This window comes from Streptomyces sp. NPDC005263 (assembly GCF_042872365.1).
Lineage (GTDB): Bacteria > Actinomycetota > Actinomycetes > Streptomycetales > Streptomycetaceae > Streptomyces.
The window spans coordinates 538425-561252 of sequence record NZ_JBIAKJ010000004.1; the positions used below are offsets into that span (position 1 = coordinate 538425).

Below are 22828 nucleotides of genomic sequence, written 5' to 3' on the forward strand. Positions count from 1 at the left end.
ACTCTCAGGCGGTCCTGGCCGTCCCGGTCCCCTTCTCCGCGTCCAGCGCGTACACGCACCGGTCCTTGCTGCACGCGTACACGACCCCGTCCTCGACCACCGGGGAGCCGGTGATCTCGCCGCCGGTCGCGAGTTTCCAGCGCAGGCGGCCGTCGTCGGCCTTGAGCGTGTACAGCAGGTGGTCGGTGGAGCCGAAGTGGATACGGCCCTCCGCCACCACCGGGGCGCCCACGATGTCGCCGCCCGCCTGGAAGCGCCACTTCGGGGTGCCGGTGACGGCGTCCAGGGTGTAGAGCCCCTTGCCGCTGCCGACGTGCACGTGGCCCGCGGCCACCAGGACCGAGTCGACGGACGAGCGGGCCTCGGTGGCGATGCGCCAGCGGTCGCGGCCGTCGGTGGCGTCGAGGGCGTACACCGTGCCGAGGTAGTCGGTGAGGTAGATGCCGCCGCCGGTCACCGCCGGGCCCGGCACGAAGGTCGGCGGGCACAGGAAGACCGCCGGCGCCTCGAAGTGCCAGCGGACATGGCCGCTGCCCACGTCCAGCGCCAGCACCCGGGCGCCCGCGGACACGTACACATAGCCGTCGTTGGCCGGCGTCAGCCGCACCGGCACCCCGCCGCAGGAGGCCGTGTCGCCGATCGGGTACGACCAGCGCTCGTCGCCGGTGCGGGCGTCCAGGGCACGCACCCGGGCGTCCTGCCAGACGTACACCGTGCCCTCGTGCAGGGTCGGGCCCGCCTCCGGGGACTCGAAGTCGGTCTGGCAGCCGGTGATCTCCCACAGCTTCTGTCCGCCCGAGGCCTCCCACGCCTGGACGCCGCCGCCGCGGGTGCCGGTGATCACGGTCCCCCGCTCGGCCTTCAGGGAGTACACCCAGGCGTCCGTGGACAGCCGCCACAGGTCGCCGCCCTCCCGGGCGTCCAGGGCGAACAGGGTGGGCCCGTCGGAGGCGTGGATACGGCCGTCGGCGACCGCCATCGACCAGGCCACGTCCCGCGTCTTGAAGCGTCGGCGGCCGGTGGCCACATCCAGGGCGTGCACCTCGAAGGAGGTGACGTAGACCAGGTCACCGGCGACCGAGGGGGTCCCCCAGACGTCGTTGGACATGCGGAAACGCCAGGGCCGCCAGCCGCTCGCGCTCTCCGGCGCGGGCGCCGGGACGGCGGGTACGGCAGGGCCCACGGCCGGTTCTGTGCCGTTGACGCCGGGGCGGGGCCTGGACCAGGAGGCGACCAGGCCGGCCTCCGGCGGGGGCGCCTTGACGGCGGCGGCGCGGGCGTCGGCGACCCGCGGGCCGGGCCCGATCGGCACCTGCGCGCCCGCCAGCCGGACCGGGCCGGTGCCGGGGCTGTTGACGGGCCCGGGCGGCGCGGACAGCGGCGACGGCACCGGGCCGGGGCCGGGCGCCGGGACGACGGGGTCGTGGGACGGCGGGGGCGGCAGCGGGGCGAGGCGGCCGCCGCCGCTGCGCGCGCCGCCCTGCGCGGCCGGGACCACCGTACGGCTACCGCGTCGCGACTCGATCAGGCCGACCGCCCGCTCGGGCAGCCAGGCCGAGGCCGTACCGCTGTCGTCGGAGCCGGAGCCGAAGAGGTGCGGGGCCAGCTGGGCCTGGAGGTCGGCGGGGTTGGGCCGGGCCTTGGCCTCCATCTGCATGCAGGACTCGATCAGGGGGCGCAGCTCGTCCGGGAGGCCTTCGAGGTCCGGGCCCTCGCGGAGCAGCATGAAGACGGTCTCGACCGGGTTGGCGCCGTGGAAGGGCGGGTGTCCGGTGGCGGCGAAGACCAGCATGGAGCCGAGCGAGAAGACATCGCTCGCGCCGGTCACGCTGCGGGAGTCCTTCGCCTGCTCCGGGGACATGTAGGCGGGCGTGCCGACGGCGACGTTGGTCATCGTCAGACGTGTGTTCGATACGCCGGAGGCGATACCGAAGTCGATCACCCGGGGGCCGTCCTCGACGACGAGCACGTTGGAGGGCTTGAGGTCACGGTGGACCAGCCCGGCGCCGTGGATCGACTGCAGCGCCTCCGCGACGCCCGCCGCGAGCCAGCGCACCGCCTGGGCCGGCATCGGCCCGCACTCGTTCACTATCTCTTCCAGCGAGGGCGCGGGAACGTACGCGGTGGCCAGCCAGGGCACGGCCGCGCGAGGGTCGGCGTCGACCACGGCCGCCGTGTAGAAGCCGGAGACCGCGCGGGCCGCCTCCACCTCCCGGGTGAAGCGGACGCGGAAGAGCTGGTCCTCGGCGAGTTCCGTCCGGACCGTCTTGATCGCCACGCGCCGGCCGGACGCCGAGCGCGCGAGATAGACCAGCCCCATGCCGCCGGCACCCAGCCGTCCCAGCACCTCGAACGGCCCGATCCGCCGCGGATCGTGCTGCGTCAGCTGATCCACCACTTGCCTGCCACCTCCCCGTACGAGCCGCGTCACCTATGTACGCGGCCCCGTGCAGCGTCTCACCACCGCACCGCCATGGCGGCACGCACCCTGATTCTTCCTGGCCGGAGCGCTGCTGGCGAACCCGAGGACAAATAGGGTGTCCCACCTGAATATGGATGACTCACCGCCGCCCGTGGCCGTTCAGTACCCCGTCTGGGACTCCAGGACCGCGAAGGACGCTCCTTGATTGTCCGTGACGACGGCCACTTTTCCGTACGACGTCTCAAAGGGCGGAGCCTGGACCCGCCCGCCGAGCCGGTTCACCGCCTCGAGGACCCGCTCGCAGTCCGTCACCGCGAAGTGGACGAGGAAGTGCGGGGGCATCTCGGACGCGAAGACGGCTACGACCGGGGCCCGGCCGAAGTCGGGGTGGGCCTCCGGTCCGAAGAGGGCGTCCTGGAAGAGGCCGCCGTAGAAGGTGTCGGCGGACTCGGTGTCCCGGGCGTACAGCTCGGCCCAGGCGAAGCTGCCCGGCTCGTGGCGTCGGCCGAAGCCGGGGTGGGTGCCCGGCTGCCAGAGGCCGAACACGGCCCCCTCCGGGTCGGTGACCAGCGCCGCCGTGCCCAGCTCACCGACCGCGACGGGCGCGGTGACGACCTGCCCGCCGGCCGCCCAGACCCGGTCGGCGAGGCCCTCGATGTCCGGGGTGGCGAAGTACACCGTCCACACGCTCGGCAGGCGGCCGTCCGTCTTGCGGGCGAGCGCGGCGACGGGCGCGCCCTCGCTGCGGGCCCATACGGCGCTCCCGTACGCCTGCGGCGGGTCCTCGAAGGTCCATCCGAAGAGCTCCCCGTAGAACCGCTTGCCCGCCTCGACGTCCGGAAGCTGCGCGTCCACCCAGCAGGGGACGCCCTCGCCGTAGACGTCCTCTCCGTACCCCGATGCCCTGTTTTCGGCCATGTCGCCAAAGTAGCGGCCACCGCCGCAGGCCGCAGACCAGGAACAGCAGCCTCCAGGCCCCCGCGCACCCCATTTGCAGTCGGCCGAATCGCGCTCCCATCACCCCTCGGTAAGCTGACGTCATGACAGGACAAGTGCGTACCGTCGACGGCCGGGTGGCCGGCCGGCGTGGGCAGGCGACCCGACAGAAGCTGCTCGACTGCCTCAGCGAGATGCTCAGCTCCTCCCCGTACCGGGACGTCAAAGTCATCGATGTCGCCCGGAAGGCGGGCACTTCGCCCGCGACCTTCTACCAGTACTTCCCGGACGTCGAGGGCGCCGTCCTGGAGATCGCGGAGCAAATGGCCGCCGAGGGCGCCGAGTTGACCGAGCTGGTCGCCGGCCGCTCCTGGGTCGGCAAGGCCGGCTGGCAGACCGCGCAGGAACTCGTGGACGGGTTCCTGGAGTTCTGGCGCCGCAACGACGCGATCCTCAGAGTCGTCGATCTCGGTGCCGCCGAGGGAGACAAACGGTTCTACAAACTCCGGATGAAGATCCTCAACTCGGTCAACAACTCCCTCTCGGACGCGGTCGCGGAACTGCAGTCCAAGGGCAGGGTCGACAAGGACGTGAACCCGGCTGCCGTCGCCGGTTCGCTCGTCGCGATGCTCGCGGCCGTCGCCTCGCACCAGAAGGGATTCCAGACCTGGGGAGTGAAGCAGGCCGAACTCAAACCGAACGTGGCGCTGTTGGTGCACCTGGGTGTGACCGGCAGGAAGCCCACGAAGTAACCCCCGCCGGCACCGACGACGTCAGCGACGACGTCCTTGGTGCGGCCCCACGTCCTGTCACGCGGGCGGCAGCTCACCCAGGTGGGCTGCCGCCCGTCGCGCTGCCCAGGTCATCGCCGGTGACCCGCTCGATCCTGAAGAGCCGTATCTCCCGCTCCACCCGCTCCTGGTACGTGGCGTACGGCGGCCAGAAGGCCACCACCGCCTGCCACGCGGCCGTCCGCTCCCCGCCCTCCAGCAGCCGGGCCCGGACCGGGACGTCCCGCCCCTTCCAGCTGACCGTGGCGTCGGGACGGGCGAGCAGGTTGACCGTCCAGGCGGGATGGCCGGCGCGTCCGAAGTTGGAGCCGACCAGGATCCAGCTCGCCCCGTCCCGCTCCGGCATGCAGGCGAGCGGGGTCCGCCGGGCCAGCCCGGTCCGCGCTCCGGTCGAGGTCAGGACCACGCCCGGCAGCATCCGGGCGCTGAGCAGCACCCGACCCCGAGTGAGCCGGTGCACGGCCCGGTCCAGGGCGGGAATCACATGCGGGGCCACCTTGGCGAATCCCGGCGTCGACGACACCTTCTGGATCACTCGGACACCGATCACACCCGAACCTCCCGTCCCGTGAAGAGCTGGGCCGCCTCGGCGGCGTGCGCTCGCAGCCGGTGCGCCGGCCCGAACAGCAGCTCGTCGCCCGAGGCCCGCTTGAAATACAGGTGCGCCTCGTGCTCCCAGGTGAAACCGATGCCGCCGTGCAGCTGGATCCCCTCGGCGGCGGCGCCGCGCAGGGCCTCCAGAGCCTGCCCGAGGGCCAGCCCCGCCACCCGCCGCTCCCCCTGGGCGGCGGCCCAGGCCGCGTAGTACGCCGCCGAGCGCGCCGCCTGCGTCTGGACGTACACGTCGGCGAGGCGGTGCTGCACCGCCTGGAAGGAACCGACCGGCCGCCCGAACTGCTCGCGCCTGCGGACGTACTCCACGGTCCGGGACAGCATCTGATCCGCGGCCCCGACCGCCTCGCAGGCGACCAGGGAGGCCACCGTGTCACCGGCCCGGGCGAGCGCGGCGGACACGACTGCGCTCTCGTCGCGCTCGTCGCGCTCGTCGCCCAGCAACTCGGCCCGCACATCGCGCAGTTGCAGCCGCGCCTGCGGCCGGGTCGCGTCCAGCGCGGTCTGCCGCACCCGTACCAGCCCGTCGGCGTCCCCGGACACCAGAAAGAGCAGGGTCCGCGACCGGGCGAACCCGCCGGCGTGGGCGGCGACCAGCAGCAGCCCCGCGTGGTGCCCGTCGAGGACCTGGTCGACCTGCCCGTACAGCCGCCACCCCGGGTCGGCCTGCCGGGCCTGCACCCCTCCCGCGCGTCCACCCCCGGCCCACCCGCCACCGTTGTCGCCGGTCAGCGCGAGGGCGGTGGCGAGGCAGGTGCCGGGCACCGCGAGCGCGGCGGTGAGCGCGCCGGAGGCGATGCGCGGCAGCAGCGCGGCGCGCTGGGCCTCGGTGCCCAGATCCAGCAGCAGGGGCGCGGCGAGCCCGGCGGTGGCGAGCAGCGGGGAGGGGGCGAGGAAGCGGCCGGTCTCCTCGCAGGCGAGGGCGAGTTCGGTCACCGAGCAGCCGACCCCGCCGTAGGTGTCGGGGAGCGCGAGCCCGGGCAGGCCGAGCTGTTCGGCGAGGGCGGCCCACAGGGCGGGGTCGTGTCCGGCCGGGGTGTCCACGGCGGCCCGCACCTCCGCCGGTCCGCAGCGGTCTCGCAGCAGTGCGCGCAGGGTGCGGCGGATCTGGTCCTGCTCGGCGGTGAAGTCGGTGTCCATGAGGGCCCTTCTCCGCGGGTCCGCGCCGCCGGGAGCGTCGGCTGGGGGCTGTGCGCCGGTCCTGGCTGGATGGCGCAGGCGTTCGGCTTCCCGTCTGCCGTCTGCCGTCTGCCGTCCGCCCGTCCGGACCGTATCTGACGATGCGTCATATTAGGGCGGCGAGGGCGGGATGCCCAGCCCCACGACACCTGCCGCCGAGCGCCATATCTGATGTACCGTCAGATTCATGGCGAGCAGACTCATGGCGCGTTCCCGGAAGGTCGCGATCGTCGGCGTCTCCCTCTCCGACTGCGGCCGCGTGGATGACGCGACCCCGTACGCCCTGCACGCCCAGGCCGCCCGCCGCGCCCTCGCCGACGCGGGACTGGACCGCTCGGTCGTCGACGGCTTCGCCTCGGCGGGCACCGGCGTCCTGGCGCCCGTCGAGGTCGCCGAGTACCTGGGCCTGCGTCCCACCTGGGTCGACTCCACCTCCGTCGGCGGCTCGACCTGGGAGGTGATGGCGGGCCACGCGGCGGACGCGATCGCCGCCGGCCACGCGAACGCGGTACTGCTGGCCTACGGCTCCACCGCGCGCGCGGACATCAGGGCGGGCCGGCGGACCGGCGACCTCGCCTTCGGGGCACGCGGCCCGCTCCAGTTCGAGGTGCCCTACGGCCACACACTGATCGCCAAGTACGCGATGGCGGCCCGCCGCCACATGCTCGAACACAGCACCACCATCGAGCAGTTGGCGGAGGTCGCGGTACAGGCGCGGGCCAACGCCGCCCTGAACCCCGAGGCGATGTTCCGCGATCCGATCACGGTGGACGACGTCCTGTCCGGCCCGATGATCGCGGACCCCTTCACCAAGCTGCACTGCTGTCTGCGCTCCGACGGCGGGGCGGCGGTGCTGCTGGCGGCGGAGGAGTACGTGGCCGACTGCCGCACCGCGCCGGTGTGGGTCCTCGGCACCGGAGAGCACCTCTCGCACTCCGCGATGTCCGAGTGGCCCGACTTCACCGTGTCCCCGGCGGCGGTGAGCGGACGGCTCGCCTTCGAGCGGGCCGGGGTGCGGCCCGCGGAGATCGACTTCGCGGAGATCTACGACGCGTTCACCTACATGACCCTGGTGACCCTGGAGGACCTCGGCTTCTGCGCGAAGGGCGAGGGCGGGGCCTTCGTGGAGAAGGGGCGGCTTCGGGTCGAGGGCGGGGAGCTGCCGGTGAACACGGACGGGGGCGGACTGTCGGCCCAACACCCGGGAATGCGGGGGCTGTTCCTGCTGGTGGAGGCGGTGCGGCAGCTGCGGGGTGAGGGCGGCGACCGTCAAGTGCGGGGTGCGGATGGGCGGTTGCCGCGGCTGGGGGTGGCCTCGGGGACGGGTGGCTGGTTCTGCTCGTCGGGGACGGTCGTGTTGGGGAGGGGGTGAGCGGCGGGAACAGAGGGGCTCGGAGCCGGTGTTGTGGCGTGGCAGTCGACCATGCCGCAGTCGACCATGCCGTTGCACCCCGAGCCGTCCGGAGGAGACCCAGACATGGCCCTGACCCGCGCAGAACGCGAAGAGTTCCTGGCCGAGCCGCACGTCGCCGCACTCGCGGTCGACGCGGGAGCGGGGCGCGCCCCGCTGACCGTGCCGATCTGGTACCAGTACGAGTCGGACGGCACGGTGTGGATCATCACGAAGCGGCAGTCCCGTAAGTACGAACTGATCAGCGCCGCGGGCCGGTTCACTCTGATGGTCGACCGTCTGGAGCCCACCATCCGGTACGTATCCTTCGAGGGACCGGTCCTCGACACGACCCCCGCCACCATCGAGCAGCTCCGGGAGATCTCCGCGCGCTACCTCCCGGCCGAGAAGGTGGACGGGTACGTGGACGCCGACTGGAAGAATCACCGCGACGAGATGGTCGTGATCCGTATGCGGCCCGAGCGCTGGGTGTCGTCGGACCTGGGGACGGTCTGAGCGCGAGGAACCTGCGGGCGGGCGGCCTGCGTGCATGTGCGGTCTGATGCGGAACCCGGGGCGCGCGTGACAATTGAGGCATGAGAACGGATCTGCACGAGCTGCTGAGGTCACTGCGGGTGTGGGACCCGGAGGTCACCGCGCTGCCCTTCTTCGACCCGGGCACCACCCCCGACGACCCCCTCGACCTCTTCGCCGACTGGTTCGCGGAGGCGGTCGCGGCGGGCCAGACCGAGCCGCACACCATGTCCCTCGCGACGGCGGACGAGGAGGGCCGGCCGGACGTGCGGATCGTCATGCTGCACGGCGCCGACGCGGACGGCTGGTCCTTCGCGACCCACGCCACCAGTCGTAAGGGCGGCCAGTTGGCGGCCCGCCCGCACGCCGCCCTCGCCTTCTACTGGCCGGCCCTGGGCCGCCAGGTGCGGGTCCGCGGGCCCGTCACCGCCGCCCCGTCGAAGGAGGGTCAGGCGGACCTGCACGCCCGCTCCACCGGCGCGCTGGCGGCCGCCCTGACCGGACGGCAGAGCGAGCCCCTGACCTCCCTCGACGAGCTGGCACGCACCTCGCGGGACGCCTGGGAGCGGGCGCAGCGCGAGCCGGAGGCCCCGGTGACCTCGTGGACGCTGTACCGCCTCCGGCCGTGCGAGGTGGAGTTCTTCCAGGGGGACGAGCGACGGCAGCACGTGCGGCTGGCGTACCGGCGGGAGCCTGGGCAGGACGGGGATGGCGACTGGACCAGGCAACTGCTGTGGCCCTGAACGCGCCAACTACGTCGGCCGCTCAATCTCCCACCGCGAAGTCGTACACCGCGAAGTCACTGACCGGCCGGTACCCGATCCGTTGGTACAGCGCGTTGCTGGTCGGGTTCGCCAGGTCGGTGAAGAGCAGCACCTCGTCCGCGCCCGCGTCCCGCGCCGCCCGGCTGACCTCGGCGGTGACGGCACCGGCATAGCCCCGGCCGCGCAGCTCGGCCGGGGTGTAGACGGGTGCGACCCGGACCTGACCGGCGATCTGCGGGGTCACCCCGGCCATGGCGACGGGGGTGCCGTCCGGGGTCTCCCAGAAGGTCGCGCCGCCGTAGGCGATACGGGCGTCGGCCCAGGAACCCGCGTCGATGCCGGGCTCACCCACGGCCTCCGTGAACTCGTCGTACCACTTGGCGAGTTGGGGCCGGTCCGACGCGGTGGCGATGCGCGCCCGGCCCGCCGGAGCAGGCTCCGGAACGGTCAGCGTGTCCAGGCGGTACAGCCGTTGGCGCTCACGGAGGGAGACGGTGGCGCCCGTACGGGACTGCCAGGCCGTGGCGAAGGCGGCGGCGGCCTCACGCTCTCCGCCGACGCCGGGGGCCCGGTGACCGAGTCCGGCCAGGTGAGCGGCGAGCGAGTCGGCCTCCTCCGCGGCCAACGCGGTGACCTGGAGCGGGTACGGCGGGGTCTGGAGGTAGGCCGCCCGCACGGCGCCGTCCCGCTCCAGGACGCCGTAGACGGGAGGTTCGTCGCCGTAGGCCCCCGCTCCACGTCTGCGCACCGCCTCGGTCACCGACAGCATGACGGTGTGCGCGGCGGGCCGTGAGCGCAGGAAGTCTCCCGCACGGTCGAGGAAACGGTCGAGGTCTGCGGTGCGGTACCAGGGTTCGGGGTGCATGCCCCATGGTCACGCGTCGAAGGCGGCGACGCCCGTGAATTTTTGGCGGGGTGCGTTCGCCCCGGCCTACGACGCCTCCGGCTCCCGCGCCACCTTCGGCTCCGGGTCCGTCGCCAGGCGTGCGTGCAGGTGCATGTCCCGGAACGCGTCATGGCGGCCCGCCTCGAACATGGCGCCCCGCAGCGTCCCCTCGTACCGGAATCCGCACCGCTCGGCTATCCGGCAGGATGCCTCATGGCCGAGGGCGTGGTCGAGTTCGAGGCGGTGCAGGCCCAGCTCGGTGTGGGCCCAGCGGACGGCGAGGGCCAGGGCGCGGGTGGCGACCCCACGGCCGCGTGCCTCGGGCAGCACCCAGTAGCCGACGCGGGCGTGGCGCAGGTCGGGGTGGATGGCGTTGACGCCGATGTGCCCGAGGGTCGTACCGGTGTCGGCGTCCGTCACGCGGTACGACGCCGAGGTGCCGTCCGCCGCCTGGGCGGCCTTGGAGTACAGCGACTCGCGTGCGCTGTCGGCGTCGGTGATCGAGTTGATCGGCGTGTTCCAGCGCCGGAAGTCCGGATCGACGCAGCCGCGCAGCCAGTCGTCGACGTCGGCCTCGGAGTCCGGGTCCCAGGCGCGCAGGCGCAGTCCGTGCCCGAGCAACTCGGGGAAGGGGAAAGGGATGCGGAGGGGGGCGGAGACGGGGGCGGGGTCAGGGTCCGGGTACGGGTGCGGGTGGGCGTTCTGTTGGTCGTCGAGGTGGGCCATGCGGGCCATTGAAGCCGTTCGGCGTCACCCACGCGGCCGGAACACCGGCACGACCGGCGTCCCGTCCTCGGGGTGGACGCCCACCCCGTCCGGGAGAGCAGCCCGGCCATGGACACCGGCCCCGTCCCGGAAGGCGACCTCCAGTGCCATCCCGGCCCGAAGTTCCCCGTGCGGGCACTCCACGACCTCCGTCATCATCCGCGGGCCCTCAGCGAGGTCGACGACGGCGGCGACGTACGGGGTGCGTCCGCCGAACGGCGGCAGGTCGTTGCGGTGGACGACGGACCAGGTGTAGAGCGTGGCCCGGCCGCTCGCGGGCTCCCAGACGACGTCCTCGCTCCAGCAGTGCGGGCAGAACTCGCGCGGGTAGTGGTGGGCCCGTCCGCACGCCCCGCAGCGCCGCAGCAGCAGCCGGCCTTCCGCGGCGGCCTCCCAGTAGGCGCGGGTGAAGGCGTCCGGCTCGGGCACGTCGTACCGCTGCCCGGCGGCACCACCCGGCAGGCCGTGACGCGGGGCGGCGGCGCTCACTGGAACCACCCCAGCGCTCCGTCGAGGGACCAGTCCTGCCACGACATGCAGAACAGGGCGACCAGGGAGATGAGGGCCATCATCGAGTTCTGCCCCTGCTCGGCCCAGTCGTGGATCATGAGGGTGAAGTAGAGGACGTTGAGCAGCAGACCGCCGACCAGGGCGAACGGGGTCAGGAATCCGAGGATCAGCCCGAGGCCCAGGGCGAGTTCGGCGTAGGCGACGACGTACGCCATCGTCCGTGGGCGTGGGGTGACCACCACGCCGAAGCCGCTGCGCACCGCCGTCCACCGGTGCTTGGCGGCGATGTCGGCCGCCCAGGTGATCCCGCCGCCCTCGAACCAGGTGCTCTTGTCCTTGTGCCGCCAGCTCTCCAGCCACCACAGCCCGAGCCCTATGCGCAGGACGGCCAGCCACTGCGCCCCGGTGAGCCAGATCGTGTCCATGAATCTGACGGTACGTCAGATGCTTGGTTCCGGGAACCCCGTGCGCCTCCGGCGAGGAAGCCAGTCAAGAGCAGGTCGGTGGTCCCGGGCATCGGCGGGGGTGTCGGTGTCGCGGCGGCGGGGGGGGTGACGCCCCGGCAAGAGGCACGGCGCGGAAAAAGACAAAGGCAAGGAGATCCGCCTCTCCTTGCCACTCTCAACGTATAGCGCACCGGGGGGCTTGCCACAAGACCCGGGTGGTGCCGCAGAATCGTCGGCCGAGGCCACAACCTGCGGAAATGGGGCACCACGTGCGCATGTTATCGACGATGATCCGACCGGCCGTCGCGGTGCGACGGGACACGACCGACTCGGAGGTGTCGCGATGACCGAGCAGTATGTGGTGGATCTTCAGGCGGTCGACGAGACACAGGTCGCGCTCGTCGGCGGCAAGGGCGCGCACCTGGGCGGGCTGTCGCGGATCGAAGGCGTCCGCGTGCCGGGCGGCTTCTGCGTGACGACGGACGCCTTCCGGCTGGTCATGGCTCAGGCACCGTCGATCGACGAGCTGATCGATCAGCTGTCGCGCGTGGACCCGGACGACCAGGAGGCGATCCGCACACTCAGCGCGCGGATTCGCCGGACCGTCGAAGATGTCGCCGTCCCGGGCGATCTCGCGTCGGCGATCACCCGCGCGCTCGCCCGGTTCGGCGAGCAGGCCGCCTACGCCGTCCGGTCCAGCGCGACGGCGGAGGACCTGCCGACGGCCTCCTTCGCCGGCCAGCAGGACACGTACCTGAACGTCGTGGGGCCCGAGGCGGTCCTCCAGCACATCAGCCGGTGCTGGGCCTCGCTGTTCACCGAGCGGGCCGTGATCTACCGGCGGCGCAACGGCATCGACCACCGTACGGTCCACATGGCCGTGGTCGTGCAGCGGATGGCCTTCCCCGACGCGGCCGGCATCCTGTTCACGGCCGACCCCGTCACGGGCAACCGGAAGGTCGCCACCGTGGACGCCGGCTTCGGCCTCGGCGAGGCCCTGGTCTCCGGCGTGGTCAACCCGGACGTCTTCACGGTGCGGGACGGCGAAGTCGTCGCCAGGACGATCGCCGCCAAACAGCGTGCCGTGCACGCCTTGCCGACCGGCGGTACGCGGGAAGTGGCGGTCGACTCGCTGCGGCAGGAGCAGCCGGCGCTGACGGATGCGCAGGTGGTGCGGCTGGTGCGGCTCGGGCGGCGGATCGAGGCGCACTTCGGCCGCCCGCAGGACATCGAATGGTGCCTGGTCGACGACGACTTCCAGATCGTTCAGAGCCGGCCGATCACGACGCTGTTCCCCATCCCCGAGACCGGCGACGGGGAGAACCACGTCTATGTCTCCGTCGGTCATCAGCAGATGATGACCGACCCCATGAAGCCTCTGGGGCTGTCCATGTGGCAGCTGACGGCCATGACGCCGATGAGCGAGGCGGGCGGGAGGCTGTTCGTCGACGTCACCCGGCGCCTGGCCGCACCCGCGAGCCGCGCCGCCGTCCTGGACCTGGTGGGGAGGGGCGATCCGCTGGTCAGGGACGCGCTGGAGACCGTCCTCGACCACGACGGTTTCGTCCCGTCGCTCCCGGACCCGGCTCCCGGCGGGCCGCCGGCCGGCGGCGCGCCCGCCCCGATCGAGACCGATCCGGCCATCGTCACCGAACTGATCGAGCGCAGCCGGGAGTCCATCGCCGGCCTGGAGCGCGACATCAGCACGAAGAGCGGACCGGCGCTGTTCGACTTCCTGCTTGAGGCCTTCCAGGAGCACAAGCGCGTCCTCGGTGACCCGCTGAGCATGCAGGTGATCATGGCGGGGATGGAGGCCACCTGGTGGCTCAACGACACGCTGCGCGAGTGGCTGGGCGAGAAGAACGCGGCTGACACGCTGACGCTGTCCGCCCCCGACAACGTCACGTCGGAGATGGGCCTCGCGCTGCTCGACGTCGCGGACGTGATCCGCCCGCATCCGGAGGTGGTGACGTTCCTTCAGGACCTCGGGGACGCCGACGACGACACCTTCCTGGACGAGCTGACGAAGCGCGCGGGCGGGACCGAGGCGCGCGACGCGATCGAGGCCTACCTCGACCGGTACGGCATGCGCTGCGTCGGCGAGATCGACATCACCAGGCCCCGTTGGCGCGAGCGTCCCACCACGCTGGTGCCGGCGATCCTCGACAACGTCAGGAACTTCGAGCCGGGCGCCGCCGAGCGGCACTTCGAACAAGGGCGCCGGCGGGCCCTGCAGAAGGAACAGGATGTGCTGTCACGCTTGCGGGACCTGCCGGACGGGGACCGGAAAGCCGACGAGGCCAAGCGGATGATCGACCGGGTCAGGACCTTCATCGGGTACCGGGAGTACCCGAAGTACGGCATCGTCAGCCGCTACTTCGTCTACAAGCGGGCCCTGCTCAAGGAGGCCGAGCGCCTCGTGCGGGCGGGTGTGCTTCCTGAGCGGGAGGACGTCTTCTACCTCACGTTCCAGGAACTCCACGACGCCGTGCGCTCGAACCAGGTGGACGACCGGATCGTCCAGCAGCGCAAGGACGCGTTCCGGTCGTACCAGGCGCTCACCCCGCCCCGGGTCCTCACGTCGGACGGCGAGGCCGTCTCCGGTGCGTACCGGCGCGACGACGCGCCGGCCGGGGCGCTGGTCGGCCTCCCGGTTTCCGCCGGGACCGTCGAGGGGCGGGCCCGCGTCGTCCTCGACATGGCGGACGCCGATCTCGAAGCGGGCGACATCCTGGTCACGACCTTCACGGACCCCAGCTGGTCGCCGGTGTTCGTCGGGATCGCGGGCCTGGTGACGGAGGTGGGCGGCCTGATGACCCATGGCGCGGTGATCGCCCGGGAGTACGGCTTGCCGGCCGTCGTGGGCGTGGATCAGGCCACCCGGCTGATCCGCGACGGTCAGCGGATCCGCGTGCACGGGACCGACGGGTACGTCGAGATCCTGTCCTGACCGACCACCACGAAGTCCCGCCTGCCCCGCGCCCGGGCCCGCTGGGGGCCCGGGGCGCCCCCCCTGAGCGGCCCCCGTAGGTGATCTCAGCCCTAGTCGGTGCAGCCCGGAAGGGTCGCGTCGGGGCGGCAGTTGTTGGGCGTGTTGGCCGTCACGGGGCTGGTCACGAGGTCGACCTTGCCGGAGTACTCGTAGATGCCGCCCGCTTCGACCGCGCTGTTGCCCGTCACGGTCGAGCCGGTGAGAGTCGCCGTGCCGGAGTAGTTGGCCAGCCCACCGCCCCAGGAGTCGGCCCTGTTGTCGTCGAGACGGGAGGAGGTGAGTTCGAGCGTGCCGCTGTTGGCGATCCCGGCGGCGTCGGCGGCGGTGTTGCCGCGCACGGAGCTGCCGCTCATGGTCACCTTGCCGAAGTTGCTGACGCCACCGCCGAAGGCGCCACCGGAGTTGTCACGGATCTGGCTGTTGTCCACGGTGAGGGTGGCGTTGGCCAGGTTGATGATGCCGCCCCCTTGGGAGCTGGCGCTGTTGTCCCGCACATCGCTCGACCGGAGGATCAGCTTGCTGGTCTCGTTGCCGATGCCGCCGCCGAACACGGCTTCGTTGCCCGACACGGTGCTGGAGACGATGGTGGTGCTGTCGCCGTAGGCGTAGATGCCGCCGCCGGTTCGGGCGTGGTTGTCGCTGACGATGCTGCCGGTGATGGTGGCGGTGCCGTTGTTGCGGATGGCGCCGCCGCCCGTCGCGGCCGTGTTGTTGGTCAGGATGCTCGACTTGACGGTCAGGACGCGGTGGTCGTTGACGTAGACGGCACCGCCCTCGCCGCCGCCGGCCAGATTGCCGTTGCGCAGGGTGACGCCGTTGAGGGTGAGGTCGCCCCTGGCGCCGCCGACCTCGGCGATGCGGAATTCAGGGGTGCCTGGCGCGCTGGAGCGTTCGATGACGGAGTTGTCGCCCTTGATCGTGACGCGCTCGCGGATCACCGGCAGCCCGTTCGCTCCCCTGCCCTGGCCGGGAATGCTCCCGTTGAGGGTGTAGACGCAGTTCGCGGCCAGGTGGACGGTGCCCCCGCCCGCGGCGTTGGCCGCTTTGACGGCGGACACGAGGACGGCCGCGTCACAGGCGATCGGGGCGGCGTAGGCCGGGGCGGACAGAGCGGACAGCCCGAGGGCGAGCGTGAGGGCGCCGAGCGCGCCGCCCGTCTTGGAGGTGAAACGCACCGAGACTCCTTACGTCGTGGGGGAGCCCGGCCGGTCACGACCGAGATCCGGTATGGCGATTCCCCCGGGAGGCTCGGGTGTCTCACCATGTCCACTACTCGGAGTAAGGAAAATCAGGCAGATGGTGGCGTGTCGGCCGCCGCGTCCGGGGACGCGACGGCGGGAGGTGCGCCGGAGCATCGTCAGTGGACGACGTCAGCGGACGATGTCATCGGACGACGTCGAAGACGTTCTTCTGCAGACCGTTGGCGTACGCCTCATGCTCGACGAGCTTCAGCTTCTGGGTGTCCTTGTCGGTGGCGCTGAAGAGCCGCTTGCCCGCCCCGAGCAGGAGCGGGAAGACGAGCAGGTGGTATCTGTCGATCAGGCCGGCGTCCGACAGGGCGTGGTTCAGGGCGGCGCTGCCGTGGACGATGATCGGGCCGCCCTCGGTCTCCTTCAGCGCGGCGACCTCGTCGAGTGAGCGCAGGATCGTGGTCTCGCCCCAGTTCGACACCAGGTCGTCCTCGGTGAGCGTGGTGGAGACGACGTACTTCGGCATCACCTTGTAGTCGGCGAAGTCCTCCATGTCGGGCCACACCGGGCTGAACGCCTGGTAGCTCACCCGGCCCAGGAGCATCGCGGTGGCCTCCGTCTGCTCCCGGCCCTTGATCTCGAACGCCTCGGGGAGGAACTCGACGTTCTTGAAGGTCCATCCGGAGTTCCGGTATCCGGGCTCGCCGCCCGGGGCCTCCATCACGCCGTCGAGCGAGATGAAGGCGGTGCTGATCAGGGTGCGCATCTCAGTTTCCTCGGTGTCTCGTGTCCGGTTCTCAGCAGCTCCGGTCGGTGCACGCTTCGGCCACACTCTCGGCTGCGGCGATCCAACCATGACCTATGACCACGGAACACGGACAAACTCATCGGTCGCCGTCATCCGGCGTCCTCATCCGGCGTCGTCCGGCGTCCTGTCGGTCGTTGTCATCCGACTTCCGCTCCCCCTGTAAGAAATGGGCCGCTGCGCGCATTGCTTGGTGAGAGAGCCGAAATGAGGGGACGGCGCATGACACATGCCCAACGCTTCCGGGACATCTACGAGGAGTGCTATCCGCGTGTCCTCGCCTACGCCACCAGCCTGGTGGGACGGCAGGTAGGGGAGGACATCACCAGCGAGACGTTCACCGTGGCCTGGCGACGGGTGCGGGACATTTCCCACCCCGCGCTGCCCTGGCTCCTGGGAGTGGCTCGCAACCTGGTGCGCGAGCTGCGTCGCCGGGACAGCCACCAGTACGCCCTCGCGGCGTCGGAGGCGCGGCGCATCAGCAGCGGCGCCCGGACCGACGTCGGGGACGTCGCGGCGGACGTGACCGATCGGGACGCCGCGTTGCAGGCCCTGGCGAGTCTGTCCGAGGCCGACCGGGAACTGCTGACGCTCATCGCCTGGCACGGGCTGAGCGCCAAGCAGGCCGCACGAGTCCTGGGCTGCACCACCGCGACGCTGACCGTCCGGCTGCACCGGGCCCGCCGCCGTCTGGAGAAGGCCCTGGAGCCGACGTACCCGGCGGACCCGGCAGACCCACTCGCACAGCCCCCGCGCCGCACTGATCACACAACTGATCGCACAACTGACCGCACAACTGACCGCAAAGGAGCACTCGCATGAAGACCACCCACGAACGGTCCCGGCGGCCCGACGTCATGAAGGTGCTCGCGGGCGCCCGGCCCGACGCACTGGACCCGTCCAGGCTGGCGGGCTCCCTGCGGCAGCGTGAGGACCTGGCACGCATCCTGGCCGGAGCGACGGAGACTCGCGCGGCACGCTCCCGGGTGCCGGGGCGCCTCCGGGGCGGGATCCGGCCGTTCGGGACCATGGCCGCCCTCGCAGCCGTCGCGGCCTCCGCGGTGGTCGTGAGCACGCTCGACGGGGACCCCCTGGGTGTGCGTCCGGGCGGGCCCCCGCAGTCCTCCTCCGCTGCTGCGGGGCCGGGTTCGTCGTCGTCGGGCCGCCAGGGTGACGTCCGCGTCGACGGCCGTCTCGAACTGCTCAGTGCGGCGAAGAAGGCCGAGACGTCGACCGCCGAAGGAACGTACTGGCAGACCACCACGCGCTCGGAGGACGTGAACGTCGTCAGCGCGGCCGGAGACAAGGGGCGGCTCTTCGCCGTGCGCGACACGGGGACCTCGAAGTGGTCGGTGGGTGTGCGCCCGGGAACCGCGAGCCTGATGGTCCTCGGTCTGGACGCCGTGACCGCCCCCCGCACCCAGCAGGACGAGGCACGCTGGCGGGCCGCCGGCTCACCCGCGACGGTGGAGGCCGAGGTCACGGAGAACGAGGAGGGCGGCACCCTCGGGTACACGATCGGAACCCAGCGGCCGACGGTCATGCGCACGGACGCCGACGACAAGATCTACGCCCTCGGCCCGCAGAACGTCACCTACCAGGACCTGCGTGAACTGCCCGCCGACAGCGGCGAGTTGCGCCGGGACCTGGAGCGCCGGTACGGGCAGGACAGCGGTGCCGAGACCAAGGACCGCACGGCCTACGTGCTGCGCCAGGCGGCCGACCTCATCACGATGCCGGTGAAGCCCGCCGTCCGGGCGGCCGCCTACCGGGTGATGGCGGAACAGCCCGGCGTCCGGGGTCTGGGGCACGTCACCGATCCGCTGGGCCGCGAGGGCGTCGGTGTCGCGTTCCCCGGCACGCATGCGACACCGCTGGGGAGCGTGGAGCAGCGGCTGGTCGTGGACCCGTCCACCGGAGAGATGCTCTGCGAGCAGCTCGTGCTGGTCGAACCGTCGGCCAGGGCCCGGGAGGCGGGTCTCGACGCGGGCACGACGGTGAACTACACGGCGACCACCCGGATGAGCTGGGGCGAGAGCCAGATCAAGGTGCCGGAGAACGCCGAGCGCTGAGCGCGTGCGATCCGACGGGACACCCAGAAATCCAGTAGGAGCACAGAAGAAGATGACCACACCCGTACGACGGCCTGCTTCACCCGCCCTCCGTGTGGCCACCGCACTCGCGGCCTGCGCCATCGCCCTCACCCCGTATGCCGCCCAGGCGCAACCTCAGACACAGACGCGGACACAGACGCAGACACAGCCACAGGCACCGGCACAGACACCGGCCGGGCAGCAGGCCGCCCTCGCGAAGTCGCCCTGGACAATGGCGTTACCGCTGTCCGCGGCGAAGGCGACCGACTTCTTCGACGTCACCGCGACGGGCCGGACCGACGCGTGGGCGGTCGGCCGCGCCTGGGACGAGTCCCTGGCCTCGGCTCTGGTGGCCAAGCACTGGGACGGCACCCGGTGGAGCGATGTCCGGCCCGCGGGGACCGGCGGCAGACCCGCGCAGTTCGACGCGGTGGCCGCCTCGGGCCCCAACGACGCCTGGGCGGCCGGGACATACACCGACGTCGAAGTCGGCGCCGCCGCCCGGACGCCGGGGGGCCGCGAGGCCGGCCGGCTGCCGGACACGCTTCTGCACCGGCTGCCGGACGCCCTGGCGGACCGGCTCCGCGCGGGCTCCGCGCTCCCCGAGGCCGCCGCCCCGATCGTGCTCCAGCACTGGGACGGCACCCGCTTCACGTCGGTGTCGCGTCCGGCACCCGCCGAGGGATCGATCCGTTTCGTCCTGAACCTGAAGTCGGTGGGCCCGGACTCCGTGTGGCTGACCACCCTGGACTGGAACCCGACAGCGGATCCGGCCAAGGCGTACGCCGGGCACCTGGAGCACTGGGACGGCCGCAAGTGGAGCCGTACCGCACTGCCCAAGGCACCGGACGGCAGTCCGGTGGAGCCCTCGTCCATCACCGGCACCGGCCCCGACGACGTGTGGGTCAGCGCGAACAGCGAAGCGGACGGCGTCGTGAAGCCCCTGCTCCAGCACTTCGACGGCCGCCGCTGGACGGTGCGGGCCGTCCCCGTCCCGTACGAGTACGGCACCGGCTGGGCGGCCAACCACATCGTGTCGACCAAGCGCGGAACGGTTCACGTGTTCGGCAAGACCAACGATCCCCAGGTGCCGAGCGGACTGCTCGCCACACGTTGGGACGGCCGCACCTGGCAGTCCATACCCACGCCCGCCGTGGACGAGGTGAACGCCGCGGGCACGGACGGCTCGGGGGGCGTGTGGGTCGCGGGCTGGCCGCCCCACGGCGGCGGCCACACCCTGCTCTCCCGCTGGGACGGCACCACCTGGACCGACGAGGAACTTCCGGCGGAGCTCACCTCGACGAGCGTCGGCAGCTCGATCCTCGGCATCGACGGCATTCCGGGCACCCGCGCCGTACTGGCCGCGGGCAACGCCGCCTGCGAGAGCGTGACGGGCGCGTGCGGGTTGCTGGTCTCGCGCGGGCTCCGCTGACGGCCGGACCCTGACCGTTGCCCCGCGTCCGTCCCGTTGTCGTTTCGTCTCCCCCGGGTTCGTTTAGTGCGCGGAGGTACGAGGGAAAGCACTTCTGTCCCACAGGAAGTCGGTTGAGCTTGCCGGTGGGCGAAGTGAACGGGGGACGGACGTGCGCAACGGGGATCGTGACAGACTGCCGACCTGCTCGGCGGATCATCCCGGGATGTCGACCGAGGGCGGGATCGAGGTTCAGCGGCAGCTGGAGACGCTCATCCGTGACTTCCGGACCAGTGAGCCACCCATGCCCGTCGTGGTCCTGCACTCCGAGGAGGCAGCCGAGGACAGCCGGGTCACCGGGCTCGTCGGCGAACTGCACAACGGGCAGAACGCGCACGGGACGCGCTGCGCGGTCGCGCCGACGGCACAGGAAGGTCCCACGGAGGTCCTCAGGGCCGCGCACCTCGTACGGGATCTCGGCGACCCGAAGCAATGGGGCGGCCGGCACTCGATCTACCGGCGGTACGCCTTCCCCCGTGTTCGGCTCGTGCACGCCATCGAGGACGCGGTCGGTGCTCTGGGGGCCGACTGGCCCGGCCCTGCCGCCGGGTCCGCGCCGCCGGAGACCGGGCACGATCCCGCGCAGGCCCTGCTGAACCAGCTGGCCAAACAGCGGTGGCGCCCCTCGGGGACCGCCCGCTGGCACTCCGGGCTGCCCATGTTCGACATGGCGCACATCCTCCCGGCCAGCCTGGTGACGGTCCTTGCCGCGCTCCTCGCCCGAAGCGACTGGTATATGGCCGTGGCGTCCGGCGTCGGCTTCCTGCTGCTGCTGGCGGTGCTCAACTACGTACTGCCCGGGCGCGCGCCGATCTTCCTGTGGCTGCGCCGGGAGAGCCGCTGGTTCATGACCACGACCTTCCTCAGGGCGGCCGTCCAGGACCGCCCCACCGAGGTGTCCCTGTTGCGGCCGGTCCGCTCCTGGAAGGCGATCGCCGCGCGTGCGTACGACGTGGCGGAGGCGCTGAAGGCGGGCCACGAGTTCCAGCTCCAGCTCTACGTACTGGCCCTGTTCGAGGACCTGCGGGACAACCACCGCCGCCGGAGCTGGGACCTGCGCGGATTCAAACGCCTGCGGCCGCCCATGCTGTTCGTTCCGCAGGCCGGCACGGACAACGGCGGCCTTGAGCTGATCAAGGCCGTCAGCGACGTACGCAGCCGCCGTAGCGAACTGGACCCGCTGCTGCTCGTCGCGGCGGTACGCGCCGACGACGTACGCCGGCTGGAGCGCAGCGTCGTTCAGGGGGTGCACGCCGGCGGTCCCGACCAGGGGTTCCAGGCCCGGTTGCGGGGCTGGTACGACGAGTGGGCGCGGAATCTGCGCGCGGAGCAGTCGCCGAGCCGCGAACGAGCGGTCCTGCCCTGGGTGTTGAAGATCCCGCTCCCCCAGGACGAACTGAGACAGCTCCCGGACCGCCAGCGACACTGCGTGAAGGCCGCCACCCGGCCCACCGTCGCCCGCGTGGTGTGGGCCCTGCACACGCTCGCCCTGGTGCTGGTCCTGACCGTCGCGACCGCCGCCTGGCGCACCGGGAGACTCTCCGACGAGTACTGCTCGGCGTCCCTGCTGACCGCGAACCGCGACACCGAGCGCAGACCCGGGCCGGACGGCGGCACCGAGTGCATCGGGATCGCGACGGGTGACGTGCGCTTCTCCGACTGGCTGCCGCACGACACCGGGGAAACCGGCGCCAAGGCGCTGTCCGACGGGCACGGCGCGCCCTGGTCCGTCGGCGAGCTGGAAGGGCGTATCGCCAAGGAGAACGACGAGGTCCTCGCCAAGCACGCGGACCGCTACGTCACCGTGGTGTACGCGGGCCCGCTCAGCGCCGACCCCGACGGTGGCTCCTCGCCGGTGAAGGGGCTCGAGGAACTGGCGGGCGTGTACCTGGCGCAGGCCGTGATCAACGACACCTTCACGGTGAAGCTGCGCGTCCTGGTCGCCAACGGGGGCGTCGATCTGCACCACCAGGCCGACATGGCCGACGCCGTAGCCGCCTACGCGGCGAAGGACCCGACGGTGGTGGGGGTCGTCGGCACCGGACGGGACCTGAAGTCCAGTACGGAGACGACGCGCAAGCTCAGGAACGCCGGGCTGCCCGTCGTGTCCGGGACGAACTCCGCGACCTACCTGCCGCGCGACTTCTCCAACTGGTTCAGCCTGGCCGCCACGGACGAATGGCAGTCTGCCCAACTCGGCCTGATCGCACAGCAGTTGCGCACGCCCGGCAGGACGCAGTACGCCCTCGTACTGGCCCGCGACACCAAGAAGACCGACGACCGCTACACCACCGAACAGGCGCGCTACGGCGGTGCGATGCTCGCCGACCACGGCTTCACGCCCCTGCCCGAGCGCCGCTACACCCTCAACGGCGGCAAGCCCGAGTTCCGTCTGCACACCGAGGAGATCTGCCGCGGCGACCGCGTTCCGTCCGTGATCTACTTCGCGGGCCGTGTCGAGGACGTCGATCCCCTGATGACCCAGCTCGGCACGGAACCCGGCTGCGCGCGCAAGAAGATGTCCGTCATCACAGGCGACGACCTCTCCAAGGCCGACTTCTCACAGGGCGAGGACGCGGTGGCCCCGAACGTGACGCTGTATCACGCCGCCCTCGCCGAGCTGCAGGAGGCGGCCTCCGGGACGAGGTTCTACGAGGACGCCCGGAAGTACCTCCCGGGACTCGGCGGGCAGCCCGTCAGCTACGACACGCCCGCCTTCGCCAGCGGCCAGACCGCCCTGTCCCACGACGCCACGCGTGCGCTGTACTGGGCGGCCTCCCGCGACGGCGTCCCGCAGAGCCGCGCCGCGACCTGGGTGAACCTCAGAACGGTCAAGCTTCAGGGCATGGCCACGGGCACGATCGACTTCACCGACGCCCCGCTCTACGGCGGCAGGAAGGGCCACAGCATCGTCCTGAAGGAGGTCTGGCGCACCAAGGAGGGGGCCTCGAAGTCGCGTGTCGTGTGCAGAAGGGTGGCCGGCGACGCGCGTGCGCTGACGGAGAAGGAGTGCGCCATCGGGCACCACGGCTGAGCCACGCC

Annotated in this window: 19 protein-coding genes; 9 read left to right on the forward strand and 10 right to left on the reverse strand. The window is 71.9% G+C overall.

Translation table 11 applies throughout. From position 1 onward, the window contains the following. Nucleotides 1-4: 4 nt before the first annotated feature. Nucleotides 5-2398: a PQQ-binding-like beta-propeller repeat protein gene (locus ACFYRY_RS20960; RefSeq protein WP_389147474.1), complete on the reverse strand. Its 2394-nt coding sequence runs from the start codon at nucleotides 2396-2398 to the stop codon at nucleotides 5-7. Nucleotides 2399-2581: 183 nt separating this feature from the next. Next, nucleotides 2582-3340 (reverse strand): VOC family protein, encoded by a 759-nt coding sequence (locus ACFYRY_RS20965; protein ID WP_389147477.1) that lies wholly within the window; start codon nucleotides 3338-3340, stop codon nucleotides 2582-2584. Nucleotides 3341-3474: 134 nt separating this feature from the next. Between ACFYRY_RS20965 and ACFYRY_RS20970 the strand changes: the two genes are divergently transcribed. Next, nucleotides 3475-4110 carry a TetR family transcriptional regulator gene (locus tag ACFYRY_RS20970; protein ID WP_389148380.1) on the forward strand — a complete coding sequence of 212 codons (636 nt, stop codon included), beginning with the start codon at nucleotides 3475-3477 and terminating at the stop codon, nucleotides 4108-4110. A 73-nt stretch (nucleotides 4111-4183) separates the two neighbouring features. Here the strand turns inward: ACFYRY_RS20970 and ACFYRY_RS20975 are convergent, their stop codons facing one another. Both ACFYRY_RS20975 and ACFYRY_RS20980 read right to left on the reverse strand, forming a co-directional pair. Further along, the gene (locus ACFYRY_RS20975) at nucleotides 4184-4699 is read right to left on the reverse strand and encodes a nitroreductase family deazaflavin-dependent oxidoreductase (RefSeq protein ID WP_389147480.1); all 516 of its coding nucleotides are present in this window, start codon (nucleotides 4697-4699) and stop codon (nucleotides 4184-4186) included. Beyond that, on the reverse strand, nucleotides 4696-5901 hold the full coding sequence (locus ACFYRY_RS20980; protein WP_389147483.1) for an acyl-CoA dehydrogenase family protein: 1206 nt from the start codon (nucleotides 5899-5901) through the stop codon (nucleotides 4696-4698). Before ACFYRY_RS20980 ends, ACFYRY_RS20975 begins: the two co-directional genes overlap by 4 nt. Before the next feature lie 226 nt (nucleotides 5902-6127). On the opposite strand from ACFYRY_RS20980, the gene ACFYRY_RS20985 reads away from it, so the two are divergent. From ACFYRY_RS20985 to ACFYRY_RS20995, 3 genes are all read left to right on the forward strand, one after another. Next, nucleotides 6128-7312 carry an acetyl-CoA acetyltransferase gene (locus tag ACFYRY_RS20985; protein ID WP_389147485.1) on the forward strand — a complete coding sequence of 395 codons (1185 nt, stop codon included), beginning with the start codon at nucleotides 6128-6130 and terminating at the stop codon, nucleotides 7310-7312. Nucleotides 7313-7417: 105 nt separating this feature from the next. Next, complete coding sequence (locus ACFYRY_RS20990; protein ID WP_389147488.1) at nucleotides 7418-7846, forward strand: pyridoxamine 5'-phosphate oxidase family protein; 429 nt, start codon at nucleotides 7418-7420, stop codon at nucleotides 7844-7846. Between the two features lie 80 nt (nucleotides 7847-7926). Continuing rightward, complete coding sequence (locus ACFYRY_RS20995; RefSeq protein ID WP_389147491.1) at nucleotides 7927-8607, forward strand: pyridoxal 5'-phosphate synthase; 681 nt, start codon at nucleotides 7927-7929, stop codon at nucleotides 8605-8607. A 22-nt stretch (nucleotides 8608-8629) separates the two neighbouring features. Here the strand turns inward: ACFYRY_RS20995 and ACFYRY_RS21000 are convergent, their stop codons facing one another. The 4 genes from ACFYRY_RS21000 to ACFYRY_RS21015 form a co-directional block, all read right to left on the reverse strand. Beyond that, entirely contained in the window at nucleotides 8630-9493 is an 864-nt protein-coding gene (locus tag ACFYRY_RS21000) for a GNAT family N-acetyltransferase (protein ID WP_389147494.1), read from the reverse strand. A 66-nt stretch (nucleotides 9494-9559) separates the two neighbouring features. Further along, nucleotides 9560-10240: a GNAT family N-acetyltransferase gene (locus ACFYRY_RS21005; protein ID WP_389147497.1), complete on the reverse strand. Its 681-nt coding sequence runs from the start codon at nucleotides 10238-10240 to the stop codon at nucleotides 9560-9562. 24 nt (nucleotides 10241-10264) lie between these two features. Next, nucleotides 10265-10768 carry a Zn-ribbon domain-containing OB-fold protein gene (locus ACFYRY_RS21010; RefSeq protein WP_389148382.1) on the reverse strand — a complete coding sequence of 168 codons (504 nt, stop codon included), beginning with the start codon at nucleotides 10766-10768 and terminating at the stop codon, nucleotides 10265-10267. After that, a complete protein-coding gene (locus tag ACFYRY_RS21015; protein ID WP_389147500.1) occupies nucleotides 10765-11214 on the reverse strand; it encodes a DoxX family membrane protein in 450 nt (149 codons plus the stop codon). Before ACFYRY_RS21015 ends, ACFYRY_RS21010 begins: the two co-directional genes overlap by 4 nt. A 364-nt stretch (nucleotides 11215-11578) precedes the next feature. On the opposite strand from ACFYRY_RS21015, the gene rph reads away from it, so the two are divergent. Beyond that, nucleotides 11579-14185, forward strand: coding sequence for a rifamycin-inactivating phosphotransferase (gene rph, locus ACFYRY_RS21020; protein WP_389147503.1), 2607 nt, complete (start codon nucleotides 11579-11581; stop codon nucleotides 14183-14185). Between the two features lie 92 nt (nucleotides 14186-14277). Here rph and ACFYRY_RS21025 read toward each other — a convergent pair whose 3' ends face one another. Further along, complete coding sequence (locus tag ACFYRY_RS21025) at nucleotides 14278-15402, reverse strand: right-handed parallel beta-helix repeat-containing protein (protein ID WP_389147506.1); 1125 nt, start codon at nucleotides 15400-15402, stop codon at nucleotides 14278-14280. Nucleotides 15403-15610: 208 nt separating this feature from the next. Then, entirely contained in the window at nucleotides 15611-16183 is a 573-nt protein-coding gene (locus ACFYRY_RS21030) for a dihydrofolate reductase family protein (protein ID WP_389147509.1), read from the reverse strand. A gap of 261 nt (nucleotides 16184-16444) precedes the next feature. Here ACFYRY_RS21030 and ACFYRY_RS21035 point away from each other — a divergent pair, with 261 nt between their 5' ends. The 4 genes from ACFYRY_RS21035 (at nucleotide 16445) to ACFYRY_RS21050 (ending at nucleotide 22820) form a co-directional block, all read left to right on the forward strand. Then, the gene (locus ACFYRY_RS21035; protein WP_389147512.1) at nucleotides 16445-17044 is read left to right on the forward strand and encodes an RNA polymerase sigma factor; all 600 of its coding nucleotides are present in this window, start codon (nucleotides 16445-16447) and stop codon (nucleotides 17042-17044) included. Next, complete coding sequence (locus ACFYRY_RS21040; RefSeq protein ID WP_389147515.1) at nucleotides 17041-18294, forward strand: CU044_5270 family protein; 1254 nt, start codon at nucleotides 17041-17043, stop codon at nucleotides 18292-18294. The genes ACFYRY_RS21035 and ACFYRY_RS21040 overlap by 4 nt, the downstream gene beginning before the upstream one ends. A gap of 52 nt (nucleotides 18295-18346) precedes the next feature. Then, nucleotides 18347-19747, forward strand: a complete 1401-nt coding sequence (locus ACFYRY_RS21045) for a hypothetical protein (protein ID WP_389147518.1) — start codon at nucleotides 18347-18349, stop codon at nucleotides 19745-19747. Between the two features lie 205 nt (nucleotides 19748-19952). After that, the gene (locus ACFYRY_RS21050) at nucleotides 19953-22820 is read left to right on the forward strand and encodes an ABC transporter substrate-binding protein (protein ID WP_389147521.1); all 2868 of its coding nucleotides are present in this window, start codon (nucleotides 19953-19955) and stop codon (nucleotides 22818-22820) included. The last annotated feature ends 8 nt before the right edge of the window (nucleotides 22821-22828 follow it).

Coding starts and splice junctions, on each gene's coding strand:
- ACFYRY_RS21050 (WP_389147521.1), top strand. CDS start 19,953: ATGTCGACCGAGGGCGGGATCGAGGTTCAGCGGCAGCTGGAGACGCTC.
- rph (WP_389147503.1), top strand. CDS start 11,579: ATGACCGAGCAGTATGTGGTGGATCTTCAGGCGGTCGACGAGACACAG.
- ACFYRY_RS20965 (WP_389147477.1), bottom strand. CDS start 3,340: ATGGCCGAAAACAGGGCATCGGGGTACGGAGAGGACGTCTACGGCGAG.
- ACFYRY_RS20985 (WP_389147485.1), top strand. CDS start 6,128: ATGGCGAGCAGACTCATGGCGCGTTCCCGGAAGGTCGCGATCGTCGGC.
- ACFYRY_RS21000 (WP_389147494.1), bottom strand. CDS start 9,493: ATGCACCCCGAACCCTGGTACCGCACCGCAGACCTCGACCGTTTCCTC.
- ACFYRY_RS20995 (WP_389147491.1), top strand. CDS start 7,927: ATGAGAACGGATCTGCACGAGCTGCTGAGGTCACTGCGGGTGTGGGAC.
- ACFYRY_RS21005 (WP_389147497.1), bottom strand. CDS start 10,240: ATGGCCCACCTCGACGACCAACAGAACGCCCACCCGCACCCGTACCCG.
- ACFYRY_RS21035 (WP_389147512.1), top strand. CDS start 16,445: ATGACACATGCCCAACGCTTCCGGGACATCTACGAGGAGTGCTATCCG.
- ACFYRY_RS21045 (WP_389147518.1), top strand. CDS start 18,347: ATGACCACACCCGTACGACGGCCTGCTTCACCCGCCCTCCGTGTGGCC.
- ACFYRY_RS20990 (WP_389147488.1), top strand. CDS start 7,418: ATGGCCCTGACCCGCGCAGAACGCGAAGAGTTCCTGGCCGAGCCGCAC.
- ACFYRY_RS21040 (WP_389147515.1), top strand. CDS start 17,041: ATGAAGACCACCCACGAACGGTCCCGGCGGCCCGACGTCATGAAGGTG.
- ACFYRY_RS21030 (WP_389147509.1), bottom strand. CDS start 16,183: ATGCGCACCCTGATCAGCACCGCCTTCATCTCGCTCGACGGCGTGATG.
- ACFYRY_RS20980 (WP_389147483.1), bottom strand. CDS start 5,901: ATGGACACCGACTTCACCGCCGAGCAGGACCAGATCCGCCGCACCCTG.
- ACFYRY_RS21015 (WP_389147500.1), bottom strand. CDS start 11,214: ATGGACACGATCTGGCTCACCGGGGCGCAGTGGCTGGCCGTCCTGCGC.